Origin of the sequence: Streptomyces sp. NBC_00224 (assembly GCF_041435195.1) — a bacterium.
In the GTDB taxonomy this organism is placed as follows: domain Bacteria; phylum Actinomycetota; class Actinomycetes; order Streptomycetales; family Streptomycetaceae; genus Streptomyces.
In genome coordinates this window covers 4645138-4666558 of sequence record NZ_CP108106.1, presented here as the reverse complement: position 1 = coordinate 4666558, position 21421 = coordinate 4645138, and the positions used below count along the sequence as shown (strand labels likewise).

21 protein-coding genes, 1 tRNA gene and 2 pseudogenes are annotated in these 21421 nt (G+C 69.4%); 12 read left to right on the top strand and 12 right to left on the bottom strand.

The genetic code is table 11. From position 1 onward, the window contains the following. Positions 1–130: 130 nt before the first annotated feature. From OG965_RS20760 to OG965_RS20745, 4 genes are all read right to left on the bottom strand, one after another. Positions 131–637, bottom strand: coding sequence for a hypothetical protein (locus tag OG965_RS20760; protein ID WP_371657009.1), 507 nt, complete (start codon positions 635–637; stop codon positions 131–133). Between the two features lie 107 nt (positions 638–744). Further along, positions 745–2004 carry an MAB_1171c family putative transporter gene (locus OG965_RS20755; RefSeq protein ID WP_371653582.1) on the bottom strand — a complete coding sequence of 420 codons (1260 nt, stop codon included), beginning with the start codon at positions 2002–2004 and terminating at the stop codon, positions 745–747. 97 nt (positions 2005–2101) lie between these two features. Further along, positions 2102–2653 carry a toxin gene (locus OG965_RS20750; protein WP_371653581.1) on the bottom strand — a complete coding sequence of 184 codons (552 nt, stop codon included), beginning with the start codon at positions 2651–2653 and terminating at the stop codon, positions 2102–2104. A gap of 107 nt (positions 2654–2760) precedes the next feature. Next, entirely contained in the window at positions 2761–3198 is a 438-nt protein-coding gene (locus OG965_RS20745; RefSeq protein WP_371653580.1) for a hypothetical protein, read from the bottom strand. A 394-nt stretch (positions 3199–3592) separates the two neighbouring features. Between OG965_RS20745 and OG965_RS20740 the strand changes: the two genes are divergently transcribed. After that, positions 3593–3919: an alpha/beta fold hydrolase gene (locus tag OG965_RS20740; protein ID WP_371653579.1), complete on the top strand. Its 327-nt coding sequence runs from the start codon at positions 3593–3595 to the stop codon at positions 3917–3919. 55 nt (positions 3920–3974) lie between these two features. After that, positions 3975–4418: a MazG nucleotide pyrophosphohydrolase domain-containing protein gene (locus OG965_RS20735; RefSeq protein WP_371653578.1), complete on the top strand. Its 444-nt coding sequence runs from the start codon at positions 3975–3977 to the stop codon at positions 4416–4418. Between the two features lie 118 nt (positions 4419–4536). Here the strand turns inward: OG965_RS20735 and OG965_RS20730 are convergent, their stop codons facing one another. Then, positions 4537–5208 carry an FMN-dependent NADH-azoreductase gene (locus OG965_RS20730; RefSeq protein WP_371653577.1) on the bottom strand — a complete coding sequence of 224 codons (672 nt, stop codon included), beginning with the start codon at positions 5206–5208 and terminating at the stop codon, positions 4537–4539. 130 nt (positions 5209–5338) lie between these two features. On the opposite strand from OG965_RS20730, the gene OG965_RS20725 reads away from it, so the two are divergent. Further along, positions 5339–5959 (top strand): helix-turn-helix domain-containing protein, encoded by a 621-nt coding sequence (locus OG965_RS20725; RefSeq protein ID WP_371653576.1) that lies wholly within the window; start codon positions 5339–5341, stop codon positions 5957–5959. 256 nt (positions 5960–6215) lie between these two features. Here OG965_RS20725 and OG965_RS20720 read toward each other — a convergent pair whose 3' ends face one another. Then, positions 6216–7346, bottom strand: a complete 1131-nt coding sequence (locus OG965_RS20720; RefSeq protein WP_371653575.1) for a TIR domain-containing protein — start codon at positions 7344–7346, stop codon at positions 6216–6218. Between the two features lie 327 nt (positions 7347–7673). On the opposite strand from OG965_RS20720, the pseudogene OG965_RS20715 reads away from it, so the two are divergent. Further along, positions 7674–7853, top strand: a pseudogene (locus OG965_RS20715) (UTRA domain-containing protein); the annotation flags it as partial. Between the two features lie 20 nt (positions 7854–7873). Here the strand turns inward: OG965_RS20715 and OG965_RS20710 are convergent. The 3 genes and pseudogenes from OG965_RS20710 to OG965_RS20700 all read right to left on the bottom strand — a co-directional run bounded on the left by OG965_RS20710 (position 7874) and on the right by OG965_RS20700 (position 9086). After that, positions 7874–8539: pseudogene (locus tag OG965_RS20710) on the bottom strand (nucleotidyl transferase AbiEii/AbiGii toxin family protein). Beyond that, entirely contained in the window at positions 8536–8883 is a 348-nt protein-coding gene (locus OG965_RS20705; RefSeq protein WP_371653574.1) for a transcriptional regulator, read from the bottom strand. Before OG965_RS20705 ends, OG965_RS20710 begins: the two are co-directional and overlap by 4 nt. 129 nt (positions 8884–9012) lie before the next feature. Then, positions 9013–9086: transfer RNA gene (locus OG965_RS20700), tRNA-Gly, on the bottom strand. Between the two features lie 247 nt (positions 9087–9333). On the opposite strand from OG965_RS20700, the gene OG965_RS20695 reads away from it, so the two are divergent. From OG965_RS20695 to OG965_RS20685, 3 genes are all read left to right on the top strand, one after another. After that, the gene (locus OG965_RS20695) at positions 9334–9519 is read left to right on the top strand and encodes a hypothetical protein (RefSeq protein ID WP_371657192.1); all 186 of its coding nucleotides are present in this window, start codon (positions 9334–9336) and stop codon (positions 9517–9519) included. A gap of 70 nt (positions 9520–9589) precedes the next feature. Then, positions 9590–10165, top strand: coding sequence for a dCTP deaminase (gene dcd, locus OG965_RS20690; RefSeq protein ID WP_371653573.1), 576 nt, complete (start codon positions 9590–9592; stop codon positions 10163–10165). 14 nt (positions 10166–10179) lie between these two features. Further along, a complete protein-coding gene (locus tag OG965_RS20685) occupies positions 10180–10677 on the top strand; it encodes a phosphoribosyltransferase (protein ID WP_101392481.1) in 498 nt (165 codons plus the stop codon). A 76-nt stretch (positions 10678–10753) separates the two neighbouring features. Here OG965_RS20685 and OG965_RS20680 read toward each other — a convergent pair whose 3' ends face one another. Continuing rightward, entirely contained in the window at positions 10754–11698 is a 945-nt protein-coding gene (locus OG965_RS20680) for a Yip1 family protein (RefSeq protein ID WP_371653572.1), read from the bottom strand. A gap of 126 nt (positions 11699–11824) precedes the next feature. Continuing rightward, positions 11825–12940, bottom strand: coding sequence for an FG-GAP repeat domain-containing protein (locus OG965_RS20675; RefSeq protein WP_371657008.1), 1116 nt, complete (start codon positions 12938–12940; stop codon positions 11825–11827). Between the two features lie 253 nt (positions 12941–13193). Between OG965_RS20675 and OG965_RS20670 the strand changes: the two genes are divergently transcribed. Next, the gene (locus tag OG965_RS20670) at positions 13194–14117 is read left to right on the top strand and encodes a hypothetical protein (RefSeq protein WP_371653571.1); all 924 of its coding nucleotides are present in this window, start codon (positions 13194–13196) and stop codon (positions 14115–14117) included. A 108-nt stretch (positions 14118–14225) separates the two neighbouring features. Here the strand turns inward: OG965_RS20670 and OG965_RS20665 are convergent, their stop codons facing one another. Continuing rightward, a complete protein-coding gene (locus OG965_RS20665; protein ID WP_371653570.1) occupies positions 14226–16487 on the bottom strand; it encodes a (Fe-S)-binding protein in 2262 nt (753 codons plus the stop codon). Positions 16488–16729: 242 nt separating this feature from the next. Between OG965_RS20665 and OG965_RS20660 the strand changes: the two genes are divergently transcribed. From OG965_RS20660 to grpE, 4 genes are all read left to right on the top strand, one after another. After that, positions 16730–17758, top strand: a complete 1029-nt coding sequence (locus OG965_RS20660) for an MraY family glycosyltransferase (protein ID WP_371653569.1) — start codon at positions 16730–16732, stop codon at positions 17756–17758. Continuing rightward, positions 17755–18567: an FkbM family methyltransferase gene (locus tag OG965_RS20655; RefSeq protein ID WP_371653568.1), complete on the top strand. Its 813-nt coding sequence runs from the start codon at positions 17755–17757 to the stop codon at positions 18565–18567. Before OG965_RS20660 ends, OG965_RS20655 begins: the two co-directional genes overlap by 4 nt. Positions 18568–18879: 312 nt before the next feature. Beyond that, the gene (dnaK, locus tag OG965_RS20650) at positions 18880–20742 is read left to right on the top strand and encodes a molecular chaperone DnaK (RefSeq protein WP_371653567.1); all 1863 of its coding nucleotides are present in this window, start codon (positions 18880–18882) and stop codon (positions 20740–20742) included. Next, a complete protein-coding gene (grpE, locus tag OG965_RS20645) occupies positions 20742–21383 on the top strand; it encodes a nucleotide exchange factor GrpE (RefSeq protein ID WP_371653566.1) in 642 nt (213 codons plus the stop codon). Before dnaK ends, grpE begins: the two co-directional genes overlap by 1 nt. Positions 21384–21421 lie beyond the last annotated feature (38 nt).

The window sequence follows — 21421 nt, the reverse complement described above, 5'->3', positions numbered from 1 at the left end:
CCCCGCGCCCCTTAGGTAGTCGGCCGCATCCGGAGAACCCAGCTCAGCCACAGGTCTTTAGGGGCGCGGGGAACTGCGCGACCAGCCCCCACCGGGCCGCAGCCGGAGAACACGACACCCGCGCGCGCGGTCAGACGAATACGAACGCCACCGCCGTCGCCGCCCCCAGCGCCGCCCCCGCCACCGTCTGCCCCACCGTGTGGTAGCTGAGGGCCACCCGGGACCAGCACACCGCGATGGTCAGGGCGTACAGGAACAGCCAGCGCGGCTCGTGCTGGACCGCCGCGAGCAGCGCCACCACCGCCGACGCCACAGACGCGTCCACCGAGATCTTCCAGACCGTGTTCACCGCGAGCAGCCCGATCGTCATCACCCAAAGGCCCAGCATCGCCGCGAGGATGCCGACGGGCGCGTCCCCGAGGACCATGACGAGCGAGCCGGTGCCGATCGAGCCGAGGATGACGAAGAAGATCGGCGCCCGCTTCGTACGGTCGACCACGTGCCGGTCACCCCACGTGCCGCGCCCCCGCTCCCACTCGATGTACCCGGCCGGGATCAGCCCCGCGCACAGCGCCCCGAGGAACCCCCACAGCAGCCCGGTCCAGTCGCCCGCCGCCGCGAACCCGATGCCGAGCATGCCGACGAGAAGGCAGTTGCGGGGCTGGAGGACATTGGTGACGGCGAGGGCGACGGGGCGCCGGGCGGGGTCGTCGAGCCCGGCGGTGCGGCTTTCGATGCTGCTGGTCACGCGGAGGTCTCCTGGGCCTGGGCCTGGGTGCGGTCTTCGGCGGACGCCAGGACCTGGCGGGCCCGGTCGTACGGAATCGTCTTGTACGCGGCGGCCACCCGCACCAGCCAGGCGACCTCGCCGTCCTGGTCCGTGGCGTGCTGCGGCTCGATGGCGGCGGCCCGGCCCGCGGCGGCGCCGTCGGCCTTGGCGGCCAGCGCGGCCCTGATCCAGTGCGCGTCGGCGAGCGGCCCGGCCGCCTCGGGCCCGGCGGCCTCCTTGGCGGCGTCGAGCAGCTCGTCCGGCACATAGTGGCGCAGCTTCTCCACCGCGTCCGCGATGTCCGCCGCCCACCGGTCGATCCGCAGGTCGGCCGGGGTGTCGAAGCGCGTCAGCTCCCGCAGCAGCGGCGCCGGCGGCTCGAACGGCTGGTCCGGGAAGGCCGTCATCAGCTCGTACCAGAGCGGGTGCAGCCGCGCCTGCGCCCGCCACAGCCGCACCCGGCGCCAGCCCTTGGTGAACGCGGGGATGGACGCGCCGAGCGCGAAGAACGCGAACAGCACGACCTGCGAGGCCTCGGTGATCTCGTCGAAGTGCAGCGCGAACGACCTGCTCGGCCGGTCGATGACGCTCACCCACAGGAAGAGCGTCCGGCTGAGGGTGTAGGCCACGCCGATGAACATGGCGAACGTCATCATGCCGAGCCCGACGCGCAGATGCCGCACCCGCGCGTTGCCGGTGGCCAGCGCCCACTGGTACGCGCAGACTGCCGAGGAGGCGCCCAAGTACAGGTAGAACACGCTCATGTAGAGCGTCGCGCCCCACTGCCCCGCATGGTCCGAGACGAACCGGTCGGAGGGGACGGAACGGTCCACCACCGTGAAGAACAGCACGGTCAGCAGGATCAGCGTGGCCGCGGACGCCTTGGCGGCGACCCGCTGCACGGTCCGCGCGAAGCGCACGTGCCGGGGGATCGCGCCCTCGTCCGGGAAGTGGCCGTAGATCGCCACGATGTAGCTGAGGATCGCCAGGATGGCGATGGTGGCGGTGTAGTGCTTGATGAGGACGGCGAGGTCGGTGACCTCACTGTCGTTCAGTGTGATCCGTACGAACTTGGTCTTGGTCCACAGGGCGACGGCGAACCCGGCGTAACAGCCCCACAGGGCGCGCCGGCGCTTGTCCTCCTCGTCGCCCCACAGGGCGGCGGGCATACGCCACAGGGCGACGGCGGTCATCAGCGCGGCTATGAGATAGCCGGCGAGGTCGAGCGGAGTCATCGGGGGGATTCCTCGGGGGCAGGAATGGGGGACGGTTTCGGCGGCCTTGGGTGGAGGCCGCGGGAGTTCGGTCTCTGCGGAATCGGTCTCGGCGGAATCAGTCTCTGCGGAAGAAGTTGAGGCCCCGGCGGCGGTGGGCGACGGGCCGGGAGAGCGAGTTGGCGAGCCGGCCGACCATGTCGTCGCTGGTCACGTCCATGGCCATCCGGGGGATGAGGGAGGCCCCGAACTCGGCGACGCGCTCGTCATGGGTGTCGTACTGGGCGCGCGCCTGCACGGCGGCGCCGGAGCTGACGACGCGCTGGATGAGCGAGGTGTCGAACATCGGCAGCAGGGCCTTGAGCTGCTCGGCGCCGAGCGAGGTCCCGTGGTCGAACCACTCGTGGCACAGCTCGTGGAGGATGACGTGCTGGGTCTGGTAGTCGGTGGGCCGCTTCCGGTAGAGCACGAAGCTGGTGTTCCCGGCCTTGAGCCGGAGCCCGCAGGCGGCGTTGACCCGCGCCAGCCGGTCGGGCAGCTCCCGCAGCACGATGGTGCGGCCGCGGGCCTCCTCCATGTTCGCGACCAGGCCCTCGATGCTGAACGGGGCGGGGATCGGCAGGTCGGCGAGCCCGGCCTCGCACTCTCTCCGCAGCTCGCGCATGGACATGGAAGCCTCTGGGTCCCTCTGGGCGTAGTCACGCGTTCGTGCGTATGGACATGCGATCAATCGGCGCATCTTAACGAACGAGAGTGAATACGGGGGGTCCGGCGACGCTAGGAGTCGGAGTCGCTGTCCTTCTTGCCGCTGCTCTCCTCAAGGAGGGAGAGGGCGAACTGAAGCAGCTCGGCGGAAAGACCGTCGTCGTCGAGCCCGCGCCCTGCGATGCCGCTGATCTCGCCCGTACGCCGCTTGGCGAGGAACTGGAGCCCCGCCACGACGTCGTCGACGACCTCGGACTCCTCCTTGAAGAACCGCCAGTCGACACCGAAGCCGAGCCCGAGCGCCTTGAGGATGTCCTCGGAGGGATGCGTGACCTTGCCCGCGAGGATGTTGGAGAAGTAGCTGTGGGACAGGTGCCCGCCGCGCTCCTTCACCAGGTCGGAGAACGTCCGCCCCGAGACGTTCTCGCCGGGGAAGGTCTTCTCCACCATGTAGGCGACCTTCTGCTGCAAGGTCGCCAGCTCAGGAGTGTCAGGCGTGTCGTCTTCCATCGGATCCCCCACCCCGTCTGGTCAGAACTGGGCTTGCACAAACACTCTACGCCACTGTTAACTCGAAAAAACACGGGCAGGGGGCCACGAGGGGAGTCCCTTGCCCGTGTGAAGGCCACGCCATGCCCGGAACCGGGCAGGGTGTGCGCGGCTGTGCACATACACGCGCCCGCACATAGATGTAGCCCTTCGCGACGGGGGATGCACGAAGGGCTACCCATACATTATGACACCGAGTCAGGCACCAAGGACAGTCGCCCCGCCGATAGCGCATGCGTACGTACGTACGCAGCCGTCCGCATCCTGGGATCGCCGATCCCAGCCTCAGCAGTGACCTCCCGCCGGTGACCGACCCCGGGCAGGCTGTGCGCCAGTGCCAACGGGAGGGCCGGTCATGCCGATCGTGTCGATAGCAGATGCACAGATCCACTACGAGCGCGCGGGAACGGGCCGCCCGCTGGTGCTGGTCCACGAGGGGGGTATCGGCACCCCGCCGGTCCCGTACGCGGCGGTGGGCCTGGCGCGCGGCCACACGCTGATCACCCCGCACCTCTCCCCGACCACGGAGAGCCTGGCGGAAGACCAGCTGATAGCGGTGATCGAGGACATGGGGGAGGGCCGGGTGGAACTCCTCGGCATAGCGAAGGGCTCCCCGCTGGCGGAGTCGGTGGCGTCCCGCCGCCCGGACCTGGTGAGCCGCCTGATCCTGATGACGGCGTAACGGGCGTACGGGGAGCTCGACTTGGGGTCTGCCGGGGTTACGTAAACTGACCCGAATGAGCACCCCCGCACAACGAACAACAGCAGCCACACCGTCTCCGGCCCCGCTGGTCCGGGAATTCCACACCACGTTCGGCCTGGACGCCCGCACGACCCCCACGGAGATCCCCCCGGACCTCGCCGCCCACCGCCGCGACCTCCTGGTCGAGGAGGCGGCCGAGGCGGCGGAGGTCTCGGTCGAGGGCCCCCTGCACCACCTGGCCCACGAACTGGCGGACGTCGTCTACGTGGCGTACGGCACGGCCCTCGTCCACGGCATCGACCTGGACGCGGTCATCGCGGAGATCCACCGGGCCAACATGACCAAACTGGGCCCCGACGGCCGCCCGCTCCTACGCGCCGACGGCAAGGTCCTCAAGGGCGAGCACTACCGGGCGCCGGATGTGGCGGGGGTGCTGCGCGAGCAGGGGTGGGAGCGGGGCGACGGGGCGGAGGGCTGAGGTCCGGCGGGTGCCCGGGGACTCCCCGGGCCTGCCGCCTTCGCGGGCCTGTCGGCTCCGGGTGTGTCGGCTTCGCGAGGAGGCGGCGCTGTGACCAGCAGTCAAAGCCATGGCATGGTCAGTCCTCCCTGGCGATGGTGAAGTGGGCGAGCTTCACGGCGAGTTCACGTGCCGCGCGGTCGGCCTCGGCGTACGAGTCGCGTTGCTGCTCGCGGCGCGGGGCCAGCGTGGGATCGACGAGGGCGTTGACGAGCTCGGCGCTCATGATCTCGGCGTCGTCGACGGCGTAGTGGCCGCGGAAGAAGTCGACGAGGTAGCGGCCCTGGTGGTCGAACGGCTCGCGCGGCAGGCCGGGGCCATAGGCGCCGCCGCGTGCGGAGGCGACCACGAACTTGCGCGGTGCGAGCACCATCTTGGGGAAGGTGACCTGGTCGATCCACGCCTTGAGGGCGGCCGGGACCCCGAAGTTGTACATCGGCGCCCCGATGAGGACGACATCGGCGGCGACCAGTTCGGCGAGGAGCGGTTCGACGACCGCCCATGCCGCACGCTCCTCGTCGCTGCGGACGGCCTCGGCGTAGCGGCCGATGTCGGTGATGCCCTCGCGCAGGAACGTGTCGCAGATACGGGTCCATGCCTCCCGGATCGGCGGCACGGGCTCGGCGGCGAGATCCCGGTACACCACGGTGCCGCCACCGGCGGCCCGCCACGTGGCGGCGAACGTCGCCCCGAGCCGCCGGGAGAAGGAGTCGAGGCGGGCGCTTGAGTCGAGGTGGAGGAGGTGCGGCATGGAGAACTCCCTTGTGGGTACGGGGGGTTGCTGGCCGATCGGGGTAAGTGGACACGGCGTCCACTTACCAACCCTCGGGACCGTAACGCCTAACTGGACACCGTGTCCACTTCCCTCCTAGGGTGATGTCATGAGTGAACGTCCGCTGCTGCCCCAGGCCGGGACCGCACCCACCGCGCCGCCCGAGCGGGCGGACGCGGCCCGCAACCGGGCCCGGATCCTCTCGGCCGCCGAGCGGCTCTTCTCCGAGCGCGACCCCGCCTCGGTGACCATGGACGACATCGCGAAGGCCGCCGGAGTCGGCCGCGGGACGCTGTACCGCCGCTATCCCGACCGCGCGGCGATCGCCCGCGCACTGCTCGACGAGCACGAGCGGGCCCTCCAGGAGAAATTGCTGCGCGGCGCACCGCCGCTCGGCCCCGGAGAGCCGGGCGGGCAGACCCCGTCACCGGGCGAGCGCCTGGCCGCGTTCTACACCGAGATGGCCGCGCTACTGGAGGCCCACCTCCCCCTGGCCCTCGGCGCGGAGACCGGTGCGGTGCGGTACGGGACAGGCGCGTACGGCTTCTGGCACGCCCACGTCGCCCACCTGGCGCGCGAGGCCGGCCTGCCCGACCCCCAGCCCCTCGCGGACCAACTACTGGCCCCACTGGCCCCCGAGTTGTTCCGCCACCAACGCGAACTGGGCCTCAGCGCGGAGCGCATCGCGGCGAGCCTCGCGACGCTGGCGCGACGCACGCTGGGCTCCTGAGACGGCCAGAGGCCCGGGGAACAGCAAAGCCCCAGTCCGCCGGCCTGGGGCTTTCTCATGGAGCGAGTGACGGAAATCGAAACCGCGCTCTGAGGTTGGGAATCACCGATCTTCTAGGCCCCATCCGGCTCATGACCAGAGAGAACCGGTGTCAGGGAGAAGTCTCGGACCTGCCTTGGCGCCCGCCGCTGACTGCTGGTCCCCGCCCTACCTGGCACGGGTCTGGCACGAACTTGAGCAGGGGATTTTCTCGGATCTAGCGGTTATCCTTCAGGTCGGTTTCGCCGATCAATCGGACCCATTCGTCGATGATTGTTTGACTGTCGATGACTTTTTGAACCGAGGATTGAATCGTCCTGAACTGCGGCCTCAGGAGACGACTTCCCTCAGCGGCTCCTGCAACGCTGTCGGAGAAACCTCGGAGGTTCTCGGTGGTTTCCCGAGTCACGTCGGCGAGCTCGTTAACTGCACGGAAGAAATCCTGGGCGACATTCCGGTCCTCGACGGAGAGGTCGCCGTCAGCAGCCTGCCTGACGAAGCTAATGACCCCAGGATCGATGGATGCCAGCTCTGCCCAGTACTTCGCCCCAAGGGCATCGACTGTTTCCACCGGATCCGCGAGCCGAGAAGCCAGCTCTTCGGTCACGCGAACGCGCCCGGCGAACCCCCCGCCTCTGGCATCGGATGCGGTCATCTCGTTGCTTGCCCAGGATGTTTGCTCGCCGATGAGGGTGATGATTCCTGCAAACTGTTGGATAGTGTCGAGCCAGGAAGGGAGCGCTTGCTCCATCTCCGCCATGGCTTCGACGAACCCAGGAGCGTCTTCGGTTGAGTCGTTTGTGCCCGGTGGCTGCACTGGTGTGGGTGGTGGCGCACTCTCGATGATCTCGCTCAACCGCAAGGCGAGCATGTGCACGGCCTTTCGGTACTGGGGGGAGTCTTCGTCCTCCAGGCGAAGGTCGCGCCAGTCAACCCACTGCCGACGAGCGATGAGCTCCAGGACCTCATCGTCCGGTTCGCCCCTAGAACCTTCGGCGAGTTGGGGCACATCAACATAGAGGATCGGCAGTAGGAGCTCTTCCAGTCCTAGGCTTGCTGCATGCCCGGCAAAAGTGATCACCTCACGTCGGCATTCCTGGCTTACAAGAAATTTGGGTGTGACAACGGGGATGAGGAAGGTGGTTCCCGTCAGGGCGATATCGAGACGTCTGCGCCAGGCTTCGCCCCATTCAATGGCCTTCTTGTCGAGGAAGATCTCAAGCGGTTCACCGGTGATCATTTCGAATGCGTGGCTGATGCGCTCAGAGAGTCTGGTGATTCGACCGCCGTCCAGTTGATCATCGCGATGGGTGTAGCTCCAGAACCCTGCGGGCTGTACTTTCGCCATGGCCCGGAACTGTACGCGCGTGATGAGATTTCCACCCGAGGAATCCGGAAAAAGGTCGGCGGAGCAGCCTTGGCCGGTGTCCTGCCCGGTTTGGGGTCGAGCATGATTAGGGGGCCATGCGCTGGCCAGCGACTTGGGCAGCCTTGGCCTGCCCACTGATGTGTCCGAGTGGCCCCTTGGTCCTGCTCGGCGCGGGACCCGAACCGGTGAGGTGGGTAAAGCCGTGGAGCCGACCGCCCCGGCCCAAGCGGGATTTCCGTGCCTGAGGGCCGTTTGCTGTCTGCGGCCCCCGGGCGCCGGGCGCCGGGCCCCGCGCCCGGGGGCCCGGAGATCCGCGCCCGCATGCCCTCCCCACAGGAGGTGCGTACGCTCCACCTCGCCCCCGGCGTCCCCGTCATCCACCTGATCCGCACCGCGTACGACACCGAAGGCCGCGCCGTCGAAGTCTGCGACACCATCATGGCCGCTGACGCCTTCGTCCTCGCCTACCAACTCCCCGCCACCTGAAGGGTCGGAAGGCTTGTTGTTCACTCGTCGTCGAGCTGATCGTGTATCCGCTCGTTGATGTCATCTGCCCATTCCTGAGCCCACTGCCGCAGGGCGCTGATGTCGCGCTCGCCGAGCCCGTACGCGGCGAACTCGGTGTCGTCGATCCAGTCCGCGCCGGCCAGTCGGGTCTGAAGGTCGGAGAGGTCGAACGCGTCGCGGGCGTGCCGCCGCCCGAGCTCCTCAAGTTCTGTGGGGCTCCAGCGGTCCGCTGCCGCGCGTACGTCGATGAGGTCGCGGGCGAGTCCCCGGTCGGCCAGCGCCCGCACCTTCGTGCCGACCACGTCTTCGAGGGAGAGCACCAAGCCGTACTCGGTCTGCACAGGCGGGCGTCAGAGAACCTCCTTGAGGACGTCGACCTCGCACTCCTCGCCGCTGTCGGGATCGGTCACGATCAGCCGTGCGGAGAGCGGGTCCGTCTCCAATGCCCGGACACTCCAGCCGCGTTGCTCCAGCCCGGTTCGTACGGTGGCCGCGATGTTCTCCATGGGGTCCGGGTTCTCGGTCGCGACATCGAGGTCCTGGCTCAGCCGGTCGACCAGCCCGTGCGCCTGCACTGCGTAGCCGCCGGTGACCGCCAATGGGTACGCGCCGCCCACGGCGAGCACATCGGCCAGCAGGCGGCGGTGCAGGTGGGTCAGGTTCACGCAACAGCCCGCGCATCCGGGGCCAGGTCGGCGAAGGCGTGCTCCCACACGTCGCGGATATCCCGGCTGATGAGCGTGCGCAGGACCGGCCACATGCTGATGAGCAGGTCCCGGTTGAGGTACTCGACCAGGTCGTCGTGCATCCCCTCGGCCAGCACGATCCGGTAGCAGCTCATCCTCAGCCGGGGCTGATCGAGGTCGAACTCCGTCAGGCCGGACCAGGCCAGGTGGAGGGGGAGGGCGACCGTGCCGTGCTCGGGTCCGCCCAGCTCCGAGAGCTCAGCGGGCAGCCGCCGGGCGTACTTGGCGCGGCGGAGCTCGGAGACGCTTGGCGGTGTGGCCATGGGTCGATTATGGCTGGGTGCGGGTGGGAGCGCCGGGCTTATGGCCAGCCGGCGGACGCCGCGCGCCGAAAGGGTCCAAGCGGCCTGGACAACAAACAACCCCCAGATCGCTGACCTGGGGGTTAAAGCTGGAGCGAGTGACGGGAATCGAACCCGCGCTCTGAGCTTGGGAAGCTCATGTTCTACCATTAAACTACACTCGCGCGACGATCCCCCGAAAGGGGCTCGTATCGTTGCTCACCCTACCCCATGCCAGCCCCCCGGCGTATCCGCCCGGGGGCTGCTCGCGTTCCGCGTGGCGGGATTCGGGTGCCGGGGGCCGGAGTTGGGGCGTACGGTGCAGGGGGTCCAGGCGGGTGGGTGCGTCGTCGGAGTGCCGCCTGGAGTGGCGTCCCGTTCATCCCTTAATGTGGTGGTTTCTCCGTCCATGCTTGTTGTTGGGGAAGGGACTTGAGCCACTTGATGGACTCGCTGGAGCGCACCGTCGTCCGCTGTGCCGAGGGGCATGTCTTCACCACCGATTCGTTCCCGATGCAGCAGCTCGGGGCCGAGCGGATCGGGCCCGGCCGGCTGCTCCGGTGCCCCCGCTGCGCCCGGCTGCGGCACGCCGTCCCGGTGGTGCGCGAACAGCGGTAGGCGGTACGCGGTGGCGCGCGCGGGTCTGTCCGATTACGGCAGCCCCGCGCACCCTGCGTATCCTCGGGACGTGCTTCTCTCAGACAAGGACATCCGGGCCGAGATCGACGCGGGTCGCGTCCGCATCGATCCGTACGACGAATCCATGGTCCAGCCATCCAGCATTGATGTGCGGCTCGACCGCTATTTCCGGGTGTTCGAGAATCACCGGTACCCGCACATCGACCCCGCCGTCGAGCAGGCGGACCTCACCCGGCTCGTCGAGCCGGACGGTGACGAGCCCTTCATCCTTCACCCGGGTGAATTCGTGCTCGCCTCGACCTACGAGGTCATCTCCCTCCCCGACGACCTCGCCTCCCGCCTGGAGGGCAAGAGCTCGCTCGGGCGGCTCGGCCTGGTCACGCACTCCACGGCCGGCTTCATCGACCCCGGCTTCTCCGGGCACGTGACGCTGGAGCTCTCGAACCTCGCGACCCTCCCGATCAAGCTGTGGCCGGGCATGAAGATCGGGCAGCTGTGCCTGTTCCGGCTGACCTCGTCCGCCGAGTCGCCGTACGGCTCGGAGCGGTCCGGGTCCCGGTACCAGGGCCAGCGCGGACCGACCGCCTCGCGGTCGTATCTCAATTTCCATCGGACCCAGGTGTGAGCGGCAGCGAGAACATGAGCGACGTACGAGAGAACCTCACCTACGAGAAGTTCGGGGGCGCGATCCGCGACCTCGCGCAGACCATCGCGGACGACGGCTACGAGCCCGACATCGTCGTCTCCATCGCCCGCGGCGGCGTCTTCGTCGCCGGTGGCCTCGCCTACGCCCTGGACTGCAAGAACATCCACCTCGTGAACGTGGAGTTCTACACCGGGGTCGGGACCACCCTCGAAATGCCCGTCATGCTCGCGCCCGTCCCCAACGCGATCGACTTCTCCGGCAAGAAGGTCCTGATCACGGACGACGTCGCCGACACCGGCAAGACCCTCAAGCTCGTCCACGACTTCTGCGTCGACCACGTCGCCGAGGTCCGCAGTGCCGTGATCTACGAGAAGTCGCACTCCCTGGTGAAGTGCGAGTACGTGTGGAAGCGCACCGACGAGTGGATCAACTTCCCGTGGAGCGTCGAGCCGCCCGTCGTACGCCGCGAGGGGCAGGTTCTGGACGCGTAGTCCGGGCCGGCGAGTACGAGGAAGGGGCCCGGGGTTCTACTGAACCCCGGGCCCCTTTCGCGTATCCGCCAGCCGGCTAGATCGTGCCCAGCTTGATCAGGCTCAGCAGCGCCACCAGCTGGATCGCGCTCGCGCCCAGCGCCCTCGGCCAGGGCAGGTCGTGGGACTTGCTCACCATCGACGTGAACAGCGCGCCCGCCGCCAGCCAGGTCGCCCAGCCGACCACCTGGACCAGGCCGTTGTCGCCGCCCAGGAACAGGGCGAGCAGCAGCCGGGGCGCGTCCGTGAGGGACATGATCAGCATGGAGAGGCCGACGGTCGGCTGCCAGGAGCCGTCACCGCCGAGCTGGCGCGCCATCGTGTGCGTCACCGCGCCGAGGATCATGCCGCCGATCACGAAGACCACGCCGGTCATCAGGACCACCGGCACGGCCTTGCTGAGCGTCGTGTTGATGACCTCCGCGCGGGCCTTGTCGAAGCCGAAGATCGCCAGCAGGCCGTAGAGGAACGTGATGGTGAGCGCCGGGCCCCACACGGGGTAGTCGCGCATCTGCCAGAACGTCGGTCCCGGCCGCATCACGATGCCGTTGAGCAGTTCCTTCCAGCGCAGCCGGGGGCCGGACGGCGGCGCCGTGGCGGCACCGGCGCGATAGGTCGCCCCCGAGCCGTACGGGTCCTCGCCGATGCTGAAGGCCTGGGTGTGGCCCGGGTTGTTGGCGTACGGGTCCTGGGCGGGCGCGTACCCCTGCGGCATGCCCTGGCCGTACGGCTGTTGGCCCTGGCCCTGCCCCTGGCCGTATCCGCCCTGAGGCTGCCCCTGGCCCTGGCCGTACGGGTCGCCGAAGTACTCCGGCTCGCCCTGCTGCGGGTACGGCTGCTGCTGCCCGTACCCGTACTGCTGCTGTGCGCGCTGCTGCTGGGGGTCTGGCCACTGCTGTCCTCGGCCGTGTCCCTGCCCCTGCTGCGGTTGCCGTCGCGGGTTCCGGTCGTCCCGGCCGCGCCCCATCCTGAATCCTGCCACGCTTTCGAACGTACCTGTTCTGACGGGTCGCCAAGCCGGGGCGGCGGGAACAGGCCGTCTTTGCGGCTGAGCTGTGACATCCCCTAGGGGGACCCGGAGGGGTCGGCGGCGGCGGGCCGCACGGGCTCAGCCCCAGCCCGCCGTCGTGAACCCGACCAGGGGTTTCGCCCGCAGCCCCGCACCCGTGCCCGCGTACACCGCCACCAGGTCCCGCGTCTCGCCCCGGTGGATGCGGACCGCCACATCGGGCACTTTGTCACCGGTGAAGTCCGCGACTTGGAGGACGTCCGTCACGGGGGCCGGGCCGCCGCCAGGGAGGTCGGTGGCGGGCAGGCCGTTGGCGGGCGGCTTCGGCGGGCGCGCGGATGTGCCCGGGGCGTACGTATAGGTGCCGCCGGGCCGCACCGGGCCCTGCGGGCCGCCGAGGAGCAGCCTGGCCCGCGCGCCCGGCGCGGCCGACGCGCGCACCACCAGGTCGTCGTACCCGTCCCCGTTCACATCCGCCTTCGGCTCCGGCGCGGCCAGTACGGGGCCGCCCCCGGGCAGCGAGGCGTCCGCCGCGCGCGGGGCGCCGGTGCGGGCGAAGGGGCCGCGCAGGAAGCTGACGCGCCCGCCGGTCGCGGTGACCGCCAGGTCCGTGGCCCCGTCGCCGTCGAAGTCGCCGCAGACGGGGTGGTCGGGCCAGTCGTTGCCGTACCGGGCCCGCTCGGGGATGCCCAGGACGACCGCGCGGCCGGTGAGGCCGCCGGGGCCGCCGAAGAGGACCTGGAGGGGCACGGGCGGGCGGCCGATGCCGTCGTAGGGCGGGTCGGTCGTGACGATCAGATCGCCGAACCCGTCCCCGTCCAGGTCGCACGCCGCCTCGGCGTCGAACGTGGCGGGCGGCTTGCCGCCGACCGGGGCCGCGCTGAGGCGCGTGGTGAGGACCTGGCGGGCGGCCGGGTCGAGGGCGCCGGCGGAGCCCGTGCCGTAGACGACCGCGATGCCCGCGTCGTCGCCGTAGCTGTCGCCCTTGGCCAGGTCGTTCACGACGAGGTCGCGGTGGCCGTCGCCGTTGAAGTCGTACGGGACGTGGCTGCCGCGGCCGTGCGGTACGGGCCGGGGCGCGCCCCCCGCTCCGGCGGCGGCCGTGGTGGCACGGGGCGCCGGGTGGTGGGCGGACGCGGAGTCGCACCCCGCCACGCCCCCGAGGGCCGCGGCCACCACCACTCCCGCCACCACTCGCACCACCGTTCTCCGCATCACGTGCCACAGAATGCCGTATCGATGGCCAATGGTTAAGCGCTGGGTAGTCGTACCGATGCAGTGCGTGGCATTTTGGTTGAAATGGCGCGTATTTACATTCCCGCAGGCCAAGTGGCCAGTTGCCTGTTACATCGCCTACGCATGACCCAGACATCCCCCTCGTAACTTTCTTGGTGTCGCCGCCACAAAGGGCTACAGACACGACATACACGACACCGAAGCCGTCGAGTTACGAGGAAGAGCCACCGATATGCGCGCCACCCGTCGCACCATTCGTACCGCCGCCATCGCCACCGGAGCCATCGCCGCCCTCGCCCTCCCGGCAAGCGCTGCCTTCGCGGCCGACACCGACCCGACGCCGGTTCCGACGCCGGTGGACCAGGGCCAGGACGACCAGAAGCCCAAGGACGAGCAGAAGCCGCAGGACGAGCAGAAGCCGCAGGAGCTTCGCTCCTTCGTGAAGTCCGTGAAGCTCGCCGACGGCTCCGTCGCCAAGGTCTACAAGCTCGGCCAGAACCACTACGAGGCCGAGATCTGGGCGAACGGCGCCAAGCTCGACACCCTCGCGGCCAACGGCTCCAAGGCGGTCGGCGAGAACAACGGTCTGCACGTGGTCCTCAACCCGGACGGCACGGTCACCTCGTGGGTCGACGGCGGCAAGACGCCGGAGAAGAAGAAGCAGGAGAAGAAGGCCGACTCCAAGGTCATCTCCTCCGTGAAGATCACCATGCCCGACGGGCGTATCGCCAAGCTGATCAAGACCACCGACGGCCCGCGCGTCGAGATCTCCATGCCGAACGGCAACTTCCTCGGCTCGATCGACCTGAAGAACCCGTCGACCCTGAACGACGGCTGGACGTACAAGATCGTCAACGCGGGCAAGGGCTTCTACAAGTTCGTCGTCATCGACGGCAAGCACGGTGGCAACAGCTGGGTGTACGACTTCCACGGCAAGCTGATCGAGAAGTACACGGTCGACGGCAAGGGCGGGAAGAAGGCCGCCCCCACCACCGGCGTCGTCCCCAAGGGGGGCGTCAAGGCCGGTGCCGAGGGTGTTTCCGGTGGGTCCGGGAACCAGGCGCCGCTCATCGCCGCCGGTGGGGGGATGGCTGCGGCGGGTGCGGCCGGGTTGGGGTTCGCGCTGTACCACCGGCGTGGTCAGCAGCGCGGCTGACGCATACGCGAAAGCGGCCAGTTCTGCCTCGGGGGCAGGACTGGCCGCTTTCGGTTCGTACGTTGTCTGCGGACCGTGCTGGGCTGGTCGCGCAGTTCCCCGCGCCCCTTAGGGGGCCACGGTCTCCGGCGCTGATTCCTCGTCCGCCGACGCCGCGTCCGCCGGCGTCTTCACCGACTCAAGCAGCAGCTGCGCCACGTCCACGACCTGGACCGACTCCTTCGCCTGGCCGTCGTTCTTCTTGCCGTTGACCGAGTCGGTCAGCATGACGAGGCAGAACGGGCAGGCCGTGGAGACGATGTCGGGGTTGAGGGAAAGTGCTTCATCAACACGCTCGTTGTTGATGCGCTTGCCGATCCGCTCCTCCATCCACATCCGCGCGCCACCGGCGCCGCAGCAGAAGCCGCGCTCCTTGTGGCGGTGCATCTCCTGCTGGCGCAGGCCCGGGACGGCCGACATGATCTCGCGCGGGGGCGTGTAGACCTTGTTGTGGCGGCCCAGGTAGCACGGGTCGTGGTAGGTGATCAGGCCGTCCACCGGCGTCACCGGGATCAGCTTGCCCTCGTCGATGAGGTGCTGGAGCAGCTGGGTGTGGTGGATGACCTCGTACTCGCCGCCGAGCTGCGGGTACTCGTTGGCGATCGTGTTGAAGCAGTGCGGGCAGGTCGCGACGATCTTCTTCGACGACTTCGGCTTCTTCGTCTCAGGGTCTTCGTCGTCCTCGCCGAACGCCATGTTCAGCATCGCCACGTTCTCCTGGCCGAGCTGCTGGAACAGCGGCTCGTTGCCCAGGCGGCGCGGGGAGTCGCCGGTGCACTTCTCGTCGCCGCCCATGATCGCGAACTTGACGCCCGCCATGTGCAGGAGCTCCGCGAAGGCCTTGGTGGTCTTCTTGGCGCGGTCCTCAAGGGCGCCGGCGCAGCCGACCCAGTACAGGTAGTCGACCTCGGACAGGTCCTCGACGTCCTTGCCGACGATCGGGACCTCGAAGTCGACCTCCTTGGTCCACTCGACGCGCTGCTTCTTGGCGAGCCCCCAGGGGTTGCCCTTCTTCTCCAGGTTCTTGAGCATCGTGCCCGCCTCGGACGGGAACGCGGACTCGATCATCACCTGGTAGCGGCGCATGTCGACGATGTGGTCGATGTGCTCGATGTCGACCGGGCACTGCTCGACACAGGCGCCGCAGGTGGTGCAGGACCACAGGACGTCCGGGTCGATGACGCCGTTCTCCTCGGCGGTGCCGATCAGCGGGCGCTCGGCCTCGGCGATGGCCGACGCGGGAACGTCCTTCAGCTGCTCGGGCGTCGCCTTCTCGTTGCCCTCCATGTCCTTGCCGCCACCCGCGAGCAGGTAAGGCGCCTTGGCGTGCGCGTGGTCGCGCAGCGACATGATCAGGAGCTTCGGCGAGAGCGGCTTGCCGGTGTTCCAGGCGGGGCACTGCGACTGGCAGCGGCCGCACTCGGTGCAGGTGGAGAAGTCGAGGATGCCCTTCCAGGAGAAGTGCTCGATCTGGGAGACGCCGTAGACGTCGTCGTCGCCCGGGTCCTCGAAGTCGATCGCCTTGCCGCCGGAGGTCATCGGCTGGAGCGCGCCGAGGGCGACGTCGCCGTCGGCCTCGCGCTTGAACCAGATGTTGGGGAAGCCGAGGAAGCGGTGCCAGGCCACGCCCATGTCGGTCTTGAGGGAGACCGTGATCATCCAGATGAACGACGCCGCGATCTTGAGGCCCGCGACGCCGTACGTGATGTTCTGGATCGCCGTCAGGCTCAGGCCCTTGAGGGCCAGGATCAGCGGGTACGAGGCGAAGAACCCGGGCTCGTAGCTGTCCACGTGGTGCTGGACGCCCTCCAGGGCGCGCAGCGTCATGATGCAGACGCCGACGATGAGGATGATCGTCTCGACGAAGTACGCCTGGCCGGTGTTGGAGCCCGCGAACCGGGACTTGCGGCCCGGCTTGTCGGCCTTGCTCAGCTGGCGGACGGTGATCAGCGTGAGGATGCCGAGCGTCGTCATCAGGCCGAGGAACTCGACGAAGATCTCGTACGGCAGCCAGTCGCCGATGATGGGGATCAGCCAGTCGGCCTGGAAGAGCTGGCCGATGGCGTTGACGATCGTCAGCAGCAGCGAGAAGAAGCCCACCGCCACGAACCAGTGCGCGACGCCGACGATGCCCCAGCGGTTCATCCGGGTGTGGCCGAGGAACTCCTTGGCCAACGTCACGGTGCGCTGCACGGGTTCGTCGGTCCGGGTGCCCGCGGGCACCGGCTGGCCGAGCCGCACGAACCGGTAGATCTGCCAGACGGCACGGCCGAACAGCGCTACGCCGACCGCGATTAGGACCAGCGACACAACGATCGCGGCGAGTTGCATGTGGGGGCTCCTCGGGCCTGCCAGGGATTACTAAGCAGTAACTTATCGAGCTCGTCTGAGCGTACCCATTTATCCGGCGGCACTGTAGCCGCGCACGCGGTGATCTGTGTCGCTCAGGCCGACCTCAGTTGGCCAGCGTCAGTAGCCGGCCGGGGACCAGTGTCGGACAGGGTTCGGCACTTTTGAAATGTCCATCGTGTTATTCAGCCCATACACGGACATAACAATCTAACTTGGTTCGCATGATCTCCGGGCTCACGGCCGCCGTCGCCGCCCTGCTCTGCACCGCCCTGCTGGCCGCGGTGGTCCGCGCGGCCGTCCTGCGCGTCGGGGCCCGGGGCCGGGGCTCGCGCGGCGCCCGCACCCCGCACCTCGGCGGGATCGCGGTCGCGGTGGGCACGCTCACCGCCGTCGGGGCCGGGCCGGTGCTCGGGCTCGCCGCCCTCGGGGACGGCGTGGGGCCGCTGCTCGGCGCCGCCGGGGCCGTCGCGCTGCTCGGCCTCGCCGGGGACCTGCGCCCGCTCGGGGCCCGGGTCAGGATCGGGGTGCAGACCGCCGCCGCCACCGTGGTGGTCGCCCTGGCGTCGGGGCTCTCGCCGGGCCCGGGCGCCCTCGCCGTGCTGTGGATCGTCCTCGTCACCAACGCCTTCAGCCTGCTGGACGCCTCCGACGGGGCGATGGGGACGGTGGCCGGGGTGACCGCGCTCGGGCTCGCCGTCTGCGCCATCGCGGACGCGCTGCCGGGGCTCGCCCTGCTGCTCAGCGTCCTGGCCGCCTCGCTCACCGGGTTCCTGGTGCACAACTGGCACCCGGCGCGGATCGTGCTCGGCCACTGCGGCTCGCTCTTCACCGGGTTCCTGCTCGCCTCGGCCACCGTGCTCGTCCACACCGAGGCCGGCCCGGCCCGGGCCGGCGCCTCGCTGTTCGCCCTGACCGCCGTGGTCCTGGCCGACGCGGTCGTGGTCCTGGTGTCGCGGCGGCGCGCCGGGCGGGCGCTGGCCGAGGGCGCGGCCGACCACATCGCGCACCGGCTGCGCCGCGGCGGGCTGACCGTGCAGGGCACGGCGGTCGTCCTCGGGCTCGCCGCGCTCGCCGGGACGGTCACCGCGCTGCTCGTCCACGACGGCCGCCTCGCCCCGCCCGCCGTGCTGCCGCTGGCCCTGGGTACGGCGGTCGCGGTGGTGGTGCTGCTGAGGGTGCCGGTCTACGGCGACGAGGCGCTGCGTACCGAACCCGCCCCCGGGGCGGCCCACGAAGGAGCACCGGCGTGAGCATCGACTTCAAGGCCTTCAAGGACTTCACGGCCTTCAAGGACTTCACGCGCACCGCCCTGCGCCGCCTTCCCCGCCCCCTCGGCGCGCCCCGCCCTCCGGCCATGGGCGACGGCCCGCGCCTGGTCCGGCTGCTGCGGCGGTACGAGATCGACCTCGTCCTCGACGTCGGCGCGCACTCCGGCGCGTACGGCGCCATGCTGCGCCGCTGCGGCTACGAGGGCCGGATCGTCTCCTTCGAGCCGCTCCGCGAACCCCGCGCCGAGCTGCGGCTGCGGGCCGCCGAGGACCCGTTCTGGTCGGTCCTGCCGTACGCGCTCGCCGACCACACCGGCCCGCTCACCCTGAACATCGCGGGCGACGCGGGCCTGAGCAGCTCGGCGCTGACCATGCTGCCCCGCCACCGGGCCGCCGCCCCGCACGCCGGGTACACCGGCACGCGCAGCGTGGAGGCGCACCGGCTCGACGGGCTGTGGGAAGGCGTCACCGCCCCCGGCGAGCGGGTCTTCGTACGGCTCGCGGTGCAGGGGTACGAGCGGGAGGTGCTGCGGGGTGCGGGCGCTTTCGCGGACGAGATCGTCGGCCTCCAGGCCGGGGCGGCGCTCGTACCGCTGTACGAGGGCGGGGCGGGCTTCGACGACGTGCTGGCCCACGCGCGCGACGGGCTCGGTCTGTCCCTGATGTCGGTTCGTCCCGGGCTCGCGGACCCACGGGACGGCCGCCTGCTCCAGTGCGAGCTGGTGCTGCTGCGGGAGGACACCCCCGACCCGGCCGAACAGGTCCCGGCGCAGGCGGCGCACGCGAGTTGACGCGTTGTCGAGTGTGGCCCGGTGGGGGCTGGTCGCGCCCGCGCGGCGGAGCCGCAAGTGTCACAGCCCCGCGCCCCTAAAAGCCTGTGGCTGAGCTGGACTCTCCGGCTGAGGCGGACTACCTAAGGGGCGCGGGGAACTGCGCGACCAGCCCCCACCGGCCCGCAGACGAAGCCCGGGCACACACAAGCCGCACACCTAAGCGCAACATAAAAGTTGAGTCGAGTCGACTCAGCTCTGTTGACCACCCGGGACGGGTGATGCATCCTTGAGTCAGTTCCACTCAAGATGTCAGTTGTTGGAGGAATCGAAATGGCACGTGCGGTCGGCATCGACCTGGGCACGACTAACTCCGTCGTCAGCGTTCTCGAAGGCGGCGAGCCCACCGTCATCACCAACGCCGAAGGCGCCAGGACCACGCCGTCCGTCGTCGCCTTCGCCAAGAACGGCGAGGTCCTCGTCGGTGAGGTCGCCAAGCGGCAGGCCGTCACCAACGTCGACCGGACCATCCGCTCGGTCAAGCGCCACATGGGCACCGACTGGAAGATCGACCTCGACGGCAAGACCTTCAACCCGCAGCAGATGAGCGCCTTCATCCTGCAGAAGCTGAAGCGCGACGCCGAGGCGTACCTGGGCGAGAAGGTCACCGACGCGGTCATCACCGTCCCGGCGTACTTCAACGACTCCGAGCGTCAGGCGACGAAGGAGGCCGGTGAGATCGCGGGCCTCAACGTCCTGCGCATCGTCAACGAGCCGACCGCGGCCGCCCTGGCCTACGGGCTCGACAAGGACGACCAGACCATTCTCGTCTTCGACCTCGGCGGCGGCACCTTCGACGTGTCGCTCCTGGAGATCGGTGACGGCGTCGTCGAGGTGAAGGCCACCAACGGTGACAACCACCTCGGTGGTGACGACTGGGACCAGCGCGTCGTCGACTACCTGGTGAAGCAGTTCCACTCCGGCCACGGCGTGGACCTCTCCAAGGACAAGATGGCGCTCCAGCGCCTGCGCGAGGCCGCCGAGAAGGCGAAGATCGAGCTGTCCTCGTCCACCGAGACCTCGATCAACCTGCCGTACATCACGGCCTCGGCCGAGGGCCCGCTGCACCTGGACGAGAAGCTGACGCGCGCTCAGTTCCAGCAGCTGACCGCCGACCTTCTTGAGCGCTGCAAGCACCCGTTCCACAACGTCATCAAGGACGCGGGCATCCAGCTCTCCGAGATCGACCACGTCGTTCTCGTCGGTGGCTCCACCCGTATGCCGGCCGTCGCCGAGCTCGTGCGCGAGCTGACCGGCGGCAAGGACGCCAACAAGGGCGTCAACCCGGACGAGGTCGTCGCCATCGGCGCCGCCCTGCAGGCCGGTGTCCTCAAGGGTGAGGTCAAGGACGTCCTGCTCCTCGACGTGACCCCGCTGTCCCTCGGCATCGAGACCAAGGGAGGGATCATGACGAAGCTCATCGAGCGCAACACCACGATCCCGACCAAGCGTTCCGAGATCTTCACGACGGCCGAGGACAACCAGCCGTCCGTGCAGATCCAGGTCTACCAGGGCGAGCGCGAGATCGCGGCGTACAACAAGAAGCTCGGCATGTTCGAGCTGACCGGTCTGCCGCCGGCCCCGCGCGGCGTGCCGCAGATCGAGGTCGCCTTCGACATCGACGCCAACGGCATCATGCACGTGACCGCGAAGGACCTGGGCACGGGCAAGGAGCAGAAGATGACCGTCACCGGCGGCTCCTCGCTGCCGAAGGACGAGGTCAACCGCATGCGCGAGGAGGCCGAGCAGTACGCGGAGGAGGACCACCGCCGCCGCGAGGCCGCCGAGTCCCGCAACCAGGGCGAGCAGCTCGTCTACCAGACCGAGAAGTTCCTCAAGGACAACGAGGACAAGGTCCCGGGCGAGGTCAAGACCGAGGTCGAGACCGCTGTCACCGAGCTGAAGGAAAAGCTCAAGGGCGAGGACACCGCGGAGATCCGCACCGCGACCGAGAAGCTCGCGGCCGTCTCCCAGAAGCTCGGCCAGGCGATGTACGCGGACGCCCAGGCCGCGCAGGGTGCCGCCGGCGCCGAGGGCGCTGCCGGTGACGGTGCGCACAAGGCCGAGGACGACGTCGTCGACGCCGAGATCGTCGACGACGAGAAGCCGGGAGACGCGAAGGGCGGCGCGGCCTGATGTCTGAGGAGACCCCGGGTTTCGAGGAGAAGCCCGACGTCCCCTCCGGCACACAGGAAGACGCCGAGCCGAAGGCCGCCGACTCCTCCGAGGAGGGGAAGGCGGCCCCGGCCGGGGACGCAGCCAAGGAGATCGCTCTGACGGCACAGCTGGACCAGGCCCAGACGGCGCTCGGTGAGCGCACGGCGGACCTCCAGCGCCTTCAGGCCGAGTACCAGAACTACCGCCGCCGCGTGGAGCGGGACCGCGTCACGGTCAAGGAGATCGCCGTCGCCGGCCTCCTGACCGAGCTGCTGCCCGTGCTCGACGACATCGGCCGGGCCCGTGAGCACGGCGAACTGACCGGCGGCTTCAAGTCGGTGGCCGAGTCGCTGGAGACGGTCGCCGCGAAGATGGGCCTGCAGCAGTTCGGCAAGGAGGGCGAGCCCTTCGACCCGACGGTCCACGAGGCCCTGATGCACTCCTACGCGCCGGACGTCACCGAGACGACGTGCGTCGCGATCCTCCAGCCCGGGTACCGGATCGGCGAGCGTACGATCCGCCCCGCGCGGGTCGCCGTCGCCGAGCCCCAGCCGGGCGCGGCGAAGGAGGGCAAGGAAGACAAGGCCGACGAGGAGAGCGTTGGCCCGGACAAGGGCTGACGCAGCGGTCATGGATGAAGTGATCGTCCGGAAGGAGG